This is a genomic window from Deltaproteobacteria bacterium, assembly GCA_011773515.1.
Classification (GTDB): Bacteria; Desulfobacterota; Deferrimicrobia; order J040; family J040; genus WVXK01.
Map to the genome: position 1 here is coordinate 1 of WVXK01000062.1, position 13,022 is coordinate 13,022.

Here is a 13,022-nt window from a genome sequence, read left to right on the forward strand (position 1 = left end):
TCGAGGGGCGTGAAGGCGTTTTTCCCGATGCCGTACTGAAACCCTTCCGGTTCGAATCCCAGTGTGACTGCCTGGGTCACATCCCACTTCTCGCCGGTCATGTCCACGATGTAGGATTTCTCCCCTTCCCGTATCACCGAGGAGTCGGATACCATGACAATCGCCACCAGGGTAAAAATCGAGGCAACAAAAAGGACCGTTACTCTCTTTCCCATGCTGCCCTCCTTTCTGATTACACAGGTGAGAAAAGACTCCCTTTTCCCATTCTCCGTGCATCCTACAGGTTCGTCCAGGAATAAGGGGGGAACCTTACAGGAATAGCGAAACTCACGGAAAGTTGAGCTATTTCAAATCAGGCGCTTGAGGGTCCCCGTACGAGAAAACCGGGGAACAAGAGAGAGAAAGAGCGGTGATCCGTCTTTCGGGATGGGTAATACAAAGGGGGGCGGACCGAACATCCGCCCCCCGCCTGCATGCTCTCTAAACGACTCTTATCCGGATAATCCCCGGAAATATCATCATAGATTTCCGTAGAAGGTATCTACCGTCACCAGAAGGGTATCGCTGCTGTCGTAAAGCTCGAGGGTAATATCGTCAAAATCATCCGGTACCGCTGTGAAGATGATGTAGCTGCCGTCGGCACCGCTCGCCCCGTCGGGGGCACCCAGGGCGGCGCAGGTACCGCCGCTGTCTATCCGCGTTGCCCCCTCATCGGGGTACGGACCCGGGACAAAAACCAGCTGTGAGAGGTTGCTGAAAGACATAATGCCAGCCCCGGGAACGTTTATCACACCTTCTTCGATCAGGGTGAATATACCGGGAATTGACAAAGTAAAGTTGAGCGCAACGTCGAAACAACCGAGCTGGTAAAACGTCTGACCGCTCTCGTTTAAAACAATTATGTCGTTTCCATCCAGAGCCGTGACCGATATGTTGAAGGTGTTCCAATCAGTTGTTGTCACTTGCATCCTGAAGTTTGCGATGAAGGAGTCGACCGGATTTACGTCAACGTTGAGTGCCACATCGGCAGTTATGGTTTGTTGACTCGAAACTAGGTCAATTGCTACAAATGTAAGAATTAGCGTACCGTTCGAAGTGTCCAAATCCGTTGGATCCAACAATTGACAATTCGTAATTGTAAGGGTAGCCGAGTCACCAACGGACAGATCCAAACTATTATCGACATCATCAAGGCTTAGATCGGAAGTGCCCGTAGTAGAGTTTACACAAAGTCCCAGATCTCCGACCGGAATTACCGCTGCTGGGGCCATCGGGGCTGCAACCAACAGCGGGTCCACCATTGCCAGCACCACCTGGCTCAATTCGTAATAAAGTTCTGAGCCGAGGGTTACCAATCCAGCAGCCCCCTCCATATTCGACGGGGTAAAGTTAATGGCCTCCGGCGCAGCGGTAGTGCTCCCCCCCCCGCCACCGCCACCGCAGTAGATCAGCCCGGCCGAAATGAGCGTTACCAGCAATACTGCCGGCAGAAATTTTTTCAGCTTTTTCATTTTCCCCCCCTTTTTGTTTTTTTCTGCTAAGCAAAGTAAAAGCTGCTCCCCAAAAAGACCCGAGTTAAAGCACCTTTTTAGAAAAACGTTTTCTATTTCAGGCAAATAGCCTGGATATTCAATTTTCTAAAACCGGAGCGAGAAATCTTGCAAATGAGTGCGATTAAGAGCCGAAACTGCTAGGTTTATAGTACAAAATGACGAAAAAAAATCAAGCAGAATATTTGTTTTTTTACATCAACGCTTTCTTTAGGTGTATACCGGGGTACCTTTCCCTTATCAAAGGCTTCTACCAATCGGGAATATCTCCCCCGAAAACGGCTTGGTACCGGAAACAACTCACTAAATGGTCATTCACCATCCCTGTCGCCTGGATGAAGGTGTATCCCTTCATTTTGATGCCCTTCACGTGTTGTTTGTTACTAACTGGTTATATTTCTTTAAAAAAATCGAAAGGAGGTGATAGAGAACTTTTGACTGTTTATACCTGTTAACGGCTGTCTACTATACAAAAACTATACAATCGAGAGGACCTCCCATGGGGGGAGCGGATTCGGTTTTTACGATTACCATAAGAATCATAATGCTGTGAACACGCAAGGGAGAATAAAAAAGCCACCCATCGTTTGACAGGTGGCTTGTTCAATCATCCAATCAATCGATTAAAAACATATGTCATTAAAATTACAGCTACTCTTTAAAATGTTTTATTTATGAGAATAACTAACCTACCTGTGCTTTTGCTCGTTGTAATCCAATCTAAATCTCCGTCTCCATCCACATCACCTAAGTAAACACCACCTGGGTAATCTTGATCTGGAGGGATTAAATCGGTTGAAGTGCTAAAATACCCGGAACCATTGTTGATCAGAACATAGTCATCACTTTCAAAGTCTCCAACGATTAGGTCTAAGTCCCCATCGATGTCAATATCAATAACTCCGGCCATTCCGTTTCCTGTATCAATAGGCAATCTACTCGATGATTCGTTTGTGAAGTTACCACCACCGTCATTAATCAAAAGGAAATTTTGCTCGTTACTCGGAAGTTTGTTGACAAAATAGATGTCTAAATCATTATCATTATCGGCATCGAGCAAAGCCATTGCTGCGGTGTTGGTTGCCCCACCGGGTAAGAGCACATCGGTGAAGTTCCCGGATGTGTCATTTGTAAAAAGATAATTGGGGAAAACAATAGGGAGCGAGGAGCTCTGTGCAACTACAACATCTGCAAATCCGTTTCCGGTAACATCCCCGCTGTAACCGTCCTGAGAATGTGTGGTCGGGAAACCGGACATTCTCGTTGCGGTTTCATCGACGAATTGCCCTTCAGTTCCACCCTGGCTTCCACCCTGGTTGATTTGAATGTTGCTTTTATATTGGTAGTTCCCCTCGAATATATCCAAGTCGCCATCTTTATCTACATCGATGAGAAGCGTGAAGAATGTAATGTCAACGGATGGTTCATTTAGCTGGCTCGATCCGTCCGCAAAGAACCCTACCGTGCCCCCCTGGATACCACCCTGATTCACGAGAAGCACGTCATACAGCGGTAGGCCCTGCAACGAACTCTGGTAAGAGTTATTGGAGAGAATTATGTCATTGTCCCCATCCCCGTCTATGTCTCCACAGGTAACGGGTCGTGAACCTTCACCAATTGTCGTACTCGCCAACGGGAGCCTGGAAGAGCTTTCATCTGAAAATATTCCGGTATGCAAACCTTGGTTGATCAGTATCGAATCAGTCCTCCCTGCATTTGACTGATACAGATAGATATCTAGGTCCCCATCATTGTCAACGTCGCAAAATTCCACCCCACTGGATCCAACGAGATCAATAGTCGGTAATCGACTTGACGTTTCATCGTAAAAGATCTGTAGATCGCTGGTCTGGGCATAAAGCATTTGAATCTCAACATCACTCAAGGCCCTGTTATAAAGACGGACCTCGTCCATGAGACCGGAAAAATCTTCGGATATCGGCCACGGGGATGCGCCTATATGCAAATTGCTGTTATTGGCAGTTAAGCCAGAAGTACTTGATTGCTGTGTTGCGACTAAAATTCCGTTGACGTAAAACCGGATATACCCATTTAACAGTCCGTCGTAGGTCACCGCAAGGTGATCCCATTTCCCTGCTGGCACTGAAACACCAGAGTCGTAAATTACACCGGCGGGCAAAAACCATGCTGCCATGTGGTTGCTGCTTTTCCAGAAGCTTGCCCAGAAAGTGTACGTTTCATTGGAGGAGGAGGCATCAGATTTGCTGAGGATGGTTCCATCACCGTCGTTCACAGCCATGTTTACCCACGCAGCCATTGTAATTCCCCCGGTAATGTTAAGAGAGGGGGCACTGGGAATTGTGATCCCTGAATTACTTCCCTTTATAAAGCTGGCTGCACCATTTATTCTGCCTCCAGCAGAATAACTAACGTAACCGGATGCCGGTGTTCCGTGGTTCCCATATGGTGAACTGTCAAAGCCAATGTCAGTTGAATCATCAAATTTCCAGTGTCCCACAAGGCCAGCACTGATGGACGGTATTCCAACCGGAGTTGCACTTACCTCAACAGAAGGAGCGCTTTCTCCCGCTGAATTGACAGCGGTTACAACGTAATAAATAGTAACTCCATTAGTTAAAGCCGAGTGAGCATATGTATTGGTGGTAATTCCGCCTATCTTCGTTCCGGTTGATGGAGAAACGCTCGGACTGGTGCTCCAATAAATATTGTAGCCTGTTGCGTTGCCCACTACATTCCAACTCAGTGTTACTTCTCCATCACCGCCTGTTGCAGTTGGGTTAGTAGGAGGATCAGGAACTGTCACGACTGGTGATCCGATAAAATTGATATCAGTTTCATCCGAACCGGCAATATTTATCGCTCTGTTTGCGGGAGTAAAATAATACCCAGACAAAGAGGGTGTCAGCACATAGGTCCCGTTAGGAACGCTGGAAAACTCATAATATCCGCCTGGTTGAGATATTGTGCTATCGTTCCTGTCTCCCGTCATGCTTACCGTAACTCCTCCTAGACCTATGCTGTCGGATGTGGTTATGAGGCCGTTGATTTGATAGGTAACTAACTCCGTCTTGAACGATCCTGAGGTCGCTAGGAGGAGATTACCGGTGGTGTCACGGAAATTGCTCAGCGTCCAGGAAATGGTAGTATTCGAAGGCAGAGTTTTTGTGAGCGGGCAGGTCAGCGTCATCTTGTCTGCGCTCCATGAATATGTCCCGAAGTATGAACTGTCTATCGCCCCCCAGGATATGGTATTACTCGTCCCCATGGGTTCGTTGAAAGTAAAGGAAATAGACGAGAGAGAGACGGGGACATTGATTGCCCCGTTTGAGGGGTTTGAACTATTAAGTGCAGGTAACGTTAAGTCTACTGGTGTTGCGCTAACTACTGCCGAAGGGGCTCCTTCCCCTGCCGAATTAACTGAGGTGATTACGTAATAAATCGTTACACCGTTGGTTAACCCAAAATGATTATATGTGTTCGCAGTTATCCCGGAGATCTTTGTGCCGCTTGAGGGAGATACGCTCGGGTTGGTGCTCCAGTAGATGTTATAGCTGGTGGCACTAATTACCGAGTTCCAGCTCAGCGAAATCTCGTTTTCCCCCCTGGCAACAGAAATATTGCTGGGGGGAGGTGGTTTCGTGATAACAGGATTTCCAGTAAAATCGTGACCTGTCTGGTTTGAGTTATTAATCGTCACCGTTCTTGTTGTTGGTGTAAATGTGTAACCAGAAAGTGATGGGGTTATTGTGTACGAACCATTCGTGAGATTTGGAATCGAGTAGTAACCGGTCGATTGAGTTGTCGCTTGGCCTGAATTGTCCCCGGAAAGAGTTACCGTTACTCCTCCTATACCGGCTCCCGAAGAAGTCCTGACATACCCGCTTGTCGAGTACGTTGGTACTGTTACTGCCGCTGTCTGGAAAGAACCGGATGTTGTGGGAAGGGCATTTCCCGCCAGGTCATAGCAATTGCTCACCGCCCAGGTGACAGTTGTTTTTGAGGGAAGACCCTTAATCAAAGGGAATACCAAAGTCTGGCTGTCGGTACTCCAGTAAGAAGATCCATAGTACGTTTCATCAATCCCGCCCCATGCTACAGATGATTCCTGTTGCATAGGTTCGTTGAATGTAAACGAGATGGCTGATAAGGATGTTGATACATCTGTTTCTCCATTCAAAGGCGAGGAACCTGTCAAAACGGGAGGGGTAATGTCGGGCAGAATGTCACCGTTGTATTCATAGGCTCCCATATCGTAGCCAAGTCCCTGCGGTCGAGAGATTCCGTCGAAGTCTTCGCTGGGAGCATCCTGAGAGGTACCCGAGTCGATACAGGGGGAGCCTGCCTCAAGATGATAGTTGCCGTCTACCCACTCATCGTCGGCTTTACCTGTGGTTCCCTTGTCGTCCCAGTGGCCGGGAACTGTGAAACTGGGGGTGGACGAGATGTTGTCTCTACGTATATTATTCCCGGGGATGGCTCCCTCGACATCGGAGTAATAAGTTCTTAAATGGGGCAGATTAATTTCCGGGTTGGATGGAGCTGAATCTCCCCAGAGGATACTGTTGATGATGACAAGATTGCTGATTTCATCGTAAATTGCCCCTCCCATCGTTCCGGCCCTGTTTCCCGTAAAGGTGCAATTTATTACTTGAGGCGTGTGGTAGTAAAAAGAATATATGCCTCCGCCTCTGTCCGTAGCAGAGTTCCCCGAAAAGAGACAGTTGATTATATAAGGTTTGACAGCGCCGGAAGAATTATAGGTAAAAAGTGCTCCGCCGGAGATGGCTGAGTTCCCAACGAACTTGCTTTTCGTGATGTTCGGTGAGCCGTTATTGAATCCACCCCCTCCGCGATTCGAAGCGGAGTTTTTTGTAAACACTGAATTTGTAATCGTTGGATTAGAGCTATCTATTAGGATGCCTCCTCCATCGTCTGCAGAATTTTCCAAGAAATGGCATTCAGATATCGTTGCATTAGAGTTAAAACCATTGTACATCCCACCGCCTTGTAAAGCAGAGTTGAGGGTCAGCGTGGAATTGGCGATAGTTGCCAAACTCCAGTAATTGTATATTCCCCCTCCATAGGAGGCGTTGTTTTCTTTAAATATGCAGTTTTCAACGATTGGAGATACGTAACCACCCAAAGAAGGAGTTGAGCCAATGTTAAGCATTCCTCCGCCGCGATCATCCGGGTTCGATCCGTTAGCATTCCCACGTTGTATCGTGAATCCATCCAAACGGGAACTGTCTGCTCCCACTACCACGTGGTAGGCAACGTTTTCTCCATCCAGAATCGTGACATTTTGGGAAAAATTTCTTTGTGATATATCCGCTTCTCCTCCGGCAAATCCCCCGTAAATCTCGACTCCATCTCTCATATCAAGAACAAAGGTATCTGACGGATTCCTTCTGGTATACGTTCCCGCCGCAACCCAAATTTGGTCTCCAGATGATGCGACATCCATAGCGTCTTGTGGGTGGTTGAAGGCTGTTGCCCATGACAAACCGTTACCGCCGGCCACTCCCTTTTTGACGTAGTAAATGTTTAATGGGGAAGTTCCAAGTGTGGTGAAACTCTCAATTTGACCCGGTAATATCCAAGTGTCTTTCTTTGAGACTACACGGAAGTAGTAGGTTGTCCCCGGACTCAACCCTGAAAGGGAGTAGCTCACCAAGACACCTGTATTACCATTTCCCAAATCTTTTGGCGATGTGCTGGAAACATTTATCAATGTGGAGTCTGTGCCCCACTCAAACCATGCAGTTGTAGGAAGTCCGTATGGATTCACTTTACCATTCAGTGTAGCTCCATTTTCACTGACGGATGTAGCCAAAAGCGACTGTGTGGAGGTTATTACTCCTCTATAATAATCATTAACAAAATTCTGTGAGTGTATTATTATATTTAATACTTTTTGCACATCATAATCTTTAAATATCCACCCATTTTCGAAGCCCAATTCGTCTGCCACTTTAATAATTATGTTTGTTTCAAGTGCATCTTGAGATAATCCATATTTCTCGGCAAGTCTTCTTGTGTCAGCACCATATTTATAAAAATAATATAAATATCTCTCGGCTATTTCCCATTCATTCCTTTTTTCCGACAATTGATCCACGGCCCAAAGTGTTAAACTACCATGTAAAATATCGAATGTATTATTTACAATATATGGAGCTGGACCGCTTATCTTATTGAACGCTATAGTCACGGCGGTCTCAACAATTAAGTCAAATCCTTTGGAAAATGTATCTCCTTCTAGTGATGAAACTGCTATTCCCCAACCTTTCAAAAAAAATTGTAATTGTTTTAAACGATCTTCTAAAAACAAAGGATCAGTTGCCAATCCTGCCATCTCAATAAAGTTTGCAATTGAAGTTGATAAATCCATCATCGCAGTGGATACATCATTAAGATCAAATAAGCCATCAATTTCATTCTGGTATGTTTTTATACGTTCCCATAAAAGAGGAGACATAAGCTTGAAGTAAATTGCCAACTTCCATTCTTGAGCGCAGGTTGGATCAAAACCCTCCTCGAACATTGTGGAGCCGGGGGCAGAACATTGCGAATCAACTGATACTGCCCGGGCTGTAATTGAAGAAGTATTAGACTTCGCAAATCCGCTTTCGACAATGTTTGTTTCTATAAATGAGGCCACACCCAAACGAGTAGCATTTATTATAATTTCATTTGATACTTTATCTATTTCATAAGATTCTCCACTTAAAACCCACTTATCGTTTTGCAAGGTAAATATGTTATATGACCCAGCATCAACGTTATTTATCGGAAAAATTAATTTTACCGGCGAATTGAATTTAGGAATCGAGTCAAATTCAGCAAGCGGTGCAACCAATTGTTGATTTACAGGTAGAAGTGGGGGATATTGTTCTCTTTTAATCGCAGAGATTGAAAATTGAGTATCCTGCGAAAGTGAATTGGCGGGAACCTGAATTTTTACGCCATATGCTTCATTAGAGATATCATCAATTTCCAATAATCCACCCGAAGGCCCAATATAACCAACAGCATCTCCCTGCAAAGTTCCTATATTAACTCCACTTCCATCCCCTCCACCACCTCCCCCGCCACAGGAACTGATTATTGTGGCAAGGAGTATAGATAGAAGCAGGAGCAACCTGCTATCTCTGTATTTCTTCATCTCCCTACTCCCCCCTTTTTGTTCTATTCTCTCCTTCCATTGAATGTGCCGCTAAAGGGAAAGGCCTGCCAGGTGCCGGAAAACATTCCGCTGTATGAATCGATACTTCTGGATTATCCGGCACCAAGTGAAACGCCGGCAGTTGCAAAAACTCTTCTAAATTTACACCTCATATAGTACCGATTTGTTCTTCACCTAATAAAACTGTACCCAGTCGACATATTCATAATATTCATAAATCCCATCTCCGCCTGAATCCACTTCGAGCAGGAAATTGCTTCCACCTATTGCTGATATTCGGATGGAGCTGTTCCCGGCACCTGTTAACAGGACGATTCCACTTGATGGATACAAAGAATAGTAATCATAGCCCAACGGCTGTATCGTGGTTATTGAAACACAGCCATAAACAGGATGATAGAATTTCCCCGAGATAGTCATGTTATACCCAAGGGGATAACCATACGAGTCCAATATGAATGTCTCTGTCATGGTGTAATTATCCACCCATGACACCTGTCCCGTTGTGCCATCTTTCCAATAATATGAACATGTATAAGAATACGCCGTTGCAAGATACCCATCATAGGTGATGGTTGTTGTATATTCGAAATACATTATCGTGTTGACTTCGCTGCCAAAAACAAAGGTGAAGTTGTCCGATGAAACGGTGTATGAGTACATGAGATAGTTTGACCCCATCGAACCTTCGATAGTGATTGAGCCATCGAAGTACGCATTAGTACCGATATGGTAATTATCGTATTGAATGCTCCCGGAATAGGCGAACGAAGTCTCATTAATAGAAAACGTATACGTTATAGAACCAATACTATATGGATCGGAAAATGTGTAGGGACCCTCTGTATAAAGGGGTGTGAAAGAATCTTCTTGTTCAGTCGTTTCATTTGAGAAACTAGCTTTTTCTAATATCTCATTTATCGAAGATGAAATTATTACCGGAAAGGAAGAGGTATGCATGCTGGCATTTTCTTCAGTTTTTGAGGTACTCAAAATGGGCAAGTATAATTCATCCCCGAACATTCCTCCCTGATATGCCGATATGGCAATTTCCTTGGCGTTTTGGGTTGTAATTACTGCGAGGGAGGTGTTGCCGACAAATGGAGAATTACCTGTGACTGGTGGACTATCACCACCTCCACCCTCTCCATCCCCCATCAACCCGCCGCCTCCTCCGCCACAGGATATCAAGATGAAAGCAAACAGCATAGATGTTACCAATAAACGACTTTTTAAAAATTTCTTTTTCATTTTTCCTCCTCTTTTCATATCAGCGGCTACGGAAGATCCTGAAAAAATTGAACCTCACGCCGATAGAGCCCAAAATTTCATATCCCTGCAATGAAAACTTATCCACCACTGGCTGAAATACCTCCACGTCAGTCGTATAGATGTACTTACCCTCTAACCCCAAATAAAAACGCTTCGATAAATTAAAGTTCCCCCCGAGTCCTACCTCCACACCGTATACTTCATCACTCTCTTTGCCTGAAACTACCGATCCTGCCCCTTCAAGATCGACAAAATAGATGCCCCCACCAATATTGAGGTAAATCTCCCACTTTCTGTTCCTCTTTCTTCCGAAAGGCTTGATCCATGTCAGGATGAGTTTGGCCGAGTTTGCGGATATTTCGTTTTTTTGAGAGCCGTTGTCGAAATCAGTGTTCAAGTTGCTGAACTCGATTCCCCAGGAAAAATTTTCTGAAGTGTATTCACCAAAGGCCAGCGTTCCTGCAAATCCCGGGTCGAAATCACTCAGCCTGCTTTCAAGTGGAGCGTAGATCCCGGGTTTCAATGCGGCAAAATTCCCGTATCCCCTCCGTCTTCTCCCGATGGCTTCACCCGGCATGAAGCAGATGATTACCCACAGGAAGACCAGAATAATCGAGATAAGACGTTCTTTTCTTTTAGATAGATGGAGGAATAGCGTCGAGCGGTAAAAAGCACCTTGTATTTTCTTACTGGAAATACCCCCCCCCCTCTCCCAAAGGGGTTAAACCATCATTAACAACAAACAGCGACTCACATCACGAACAAATCGTTATTAGACCCAAAACATAAATCTATGAGTTATTAACGGAAAGGAATGCTGAGCATTACAGTGATGCAGGCGAGAAAGTCCCGGGGGCTAAATCATCTTTTCCCTCTCCGAGAACTGCGCATCAACTCCAAACGGCATTACAATAAATACTGTTGCGGAAAGCCCGGGGTCAGTTCCCATTTTCTCATATTCTGATGATATGAGAACTGACCCTGGCCATCCCTGATGCTAAAAGAGTCCCGCGATCGATTTTGAGAGGCCCTGCTCTATTTCCGGAAGGGCATCTTCAAATTTGAGGTTAACTTTATTCGCTGAAGAGATTACCCTCGTTCGATACCGCTTCCAGTTTACTGAGCTCGCTGTGTGTTGCCGGATAGTGGTCGACGTTCCCTGTGCCATGGTACTATCCGTTACCTGTTCGACCGGTGCATCCGACTTTTCCGACACCTGGATATCTGTGACGATTGCATACGTGACATCTTTAACGAGAGAACCGGCCACGACCTCTGCAATTCCTCCGATAATGCCCCCGACAGCTGCTCCTTTAGCGGGATTCCCTGCTATAACAGCGCCGGCGAGACCACCTGCAAGCGGCCCTCCATACCCCGCATGGAGTGCTTCACGGAGCGCTGAAGGGTCAGCCTTTCCAACGGATAAGATGTTTACCTGCAGCATGTAGTGAGCCACATCGGGGTTGGTTGAAATCGCATAGCCGGCTTGTTCGATTGCCGATTTTATTTGCGGGGCTATATCGATGTCTTTGTCGGAGGTGTTTTTAACAACCACACAGCATACCCTCTTATCCGGCCCGACGGGATCTAAGAAGATGGTTTCGCTCATCTTCGTCTGCACGTCGAGATGCCTCTTCTCGAGGGCAACCTGCGTGGCCGCACATCCTGAAACCGTTAACGCCAGTAGGATAATAAGAAGTCTTTTCATGATTTTCCCCCCTCTCCCTGTTTATTGCGTGGTATGTGTTTCATCATCCTGTGTTTCGAACGTTCAGGATGACGACTATCTTCTCAACAAATATAAAGTTTTCGGACGTGTATTCTCCCAAAACCAGTGAGCCCGAGAACTCCTCATCGAACCCGTCCAGGGTGGTGTCCTGGGGAGAGTACACTCCCGGTTTCAATGCGATAAAATTCCTGTATCGATTCCGCCTCCCCAGTGCTTCGCCCGGCATGAAGCAGATGATTACCCACAGCAAAACCAGAATAATAGAGACAAGACGTTCTTTTCCTTTGGATAGATGGAGGATTAGCGTCGAGCGGTAAAAAGCACCTTGTATTTTCTTACTGGAAATACCCCCCCCTCTCCCAAAAGGTATTACACCGAATTGAACGACGATCAGCGATTCACATCATGAACAGGCGCTTAAACCCATGACATGAATCTCATACTTTAAACGGAAAGGAATGAGGCTGGATACGGTGATGAGGGCGAGAAAGTACCGGGGGCTAAATCATCTTTTCCCTCTCCGGTAACTGCGCATCAACTCCAAACGGCATTAAAATAAGTACTGTTGTTACTATTAGCAAATATTGAAAGACATTGCAAGGATAAATGTATATTTTTCTTGATTATTGCTGATAATCATTCTCAATAGGGTTCAATTGGGATATATAAAAATCCCCCCCAGAATGAACCAGAAGGTGTCTGAGACTAGGGAGACGATGTGTGGTCATTGGATCAGGCTGGCTGGACTGTGGAAGTTCTCAAAAGTTACTCCCACCCCAAAGGGGAATGTAGGGGGGGAAATATCCGAGTTCTAACATAACACCTGGATTAGATTGTGGGGCAGGTAATTTTATGCCCTACCCGCCAACCTCTACATATCTGAAACAACTCACTAAATGGTCGTTCACCATACCGACCGCCTGCATGAAGGCGTAGCAGATCGTGGGGCCCACGAAGGTAAAACCCCTCTTTTTCAGGTCCCTGCTCATGCTCTCCGATTCAGGGGTGATCGACGGGATATGGTGGATCTTTCTCCACCTATTTTTCTTCGGTTTTCCCCCCACCAGGCCCCAGACATAGGCGTCGAAACTCCCCTCCTCCCGCCTGACCTTTACGAATGCCCGGGAGTTTGCGATGGCAGCTTCAACCTTCGCCCTGTTCCGGATTATGTCTTTGTTTTTCAATAGGTTTCTAATCTTCCTCCCGTCGTACCCCGCAACCCGGTCATAATCGAAACCATTGAAGGCCTTCCGAAAACCTTCCCGCTTTTTGAGGACTGTCTCCCAGGAGAGGCCCGCCTGAA

The 13,022-nt window shown here is 46.0% G+C and carries 8 protein-coding genes; all 8 read right to left on the reverse strand.

Annotated features, from left to right (window positions below; all coding sequences use genetic code 11):
- On the reverse strand, positions 1–215 hold a 215-nt coding region (locus GTN70_06770), incomplete at its 3' end, for a hypothetical protein (protein ID NIO16686.1).
- Positions 216–518: 303 nt separating this feature from the next.
- Complete coding sequence (locus GTN70_06775; protein NIO16687.1) at positions 519–1,511, reverse strand: hypothetical protein; 993 nt, start codon at positions 1,509–1,511, stop codon at positions 519–521.
- A gap of 697 nt (positions 1,512–2,208) precedes the next feature.
- Positions 2,209–8,697, reverse strand: coding sequence for a hypothetical protein (locus GTN70_06780; GenBank protein NIO16688.1), 6,489 nt, complete (start codon positions 8,695–8,697; stop codon positions 2,209–2,211).
- A 195-nt stretch (positions 8,698–8,892) separates the two neighbouring features.
- Positions 8,893–9,969 carry a hypothetical protein gene (locus GTN70_06785; GenBank protein ID NIO16689.1) on the reverse strand — a complete coding sequence of 359 codons (1,077 nt, stop codon included), beginning with the start codon at positions 9,967–9,969 and terminating at the stop codon, positions 8,893–8,895.
- A gap of 19 nt (positions 9,970–9,988) precedes the next feature.
- Entirely contained in the window at positions 9,989–10,567 is a 579-nt protein-coding gene (locus tag GTN70_06790) for a hypothetical protein (protein NIO16690.1), read from the reverse strand.
- Between the two features lie 420 nt (positions 10,568–10,987).
- Positions 10,988–11,698, reverse strand: a complete 711-nt coding sequence (locus tag GTN70_06795; protein ID NIO16691.1) for a hypothetical protein — start codon at positions 11,696–11,698, stop codon at positions 10,988–10,990.
- A 43-nt stretch (positions 11,699–11,741) separates the two neighbouring features.
- Entirely contained in the window at positions 11,742–11,894 is a 153-nt protein-coding gene (locus GTN70_06800) for a hypothetical protein (GenBank protein NIO16692.1), read from the reverse strand.
- 682 nt (positions 11,895–12,576) lie between these two features.
- Positions 12,577–13,022 (reverse strand): DNA-3-methyladenine glycosylase I (locus tag GTN70_06805; protein ID NIO16693.1); only part of this gene is annotated, 446 nt, incomplete at its 5' end.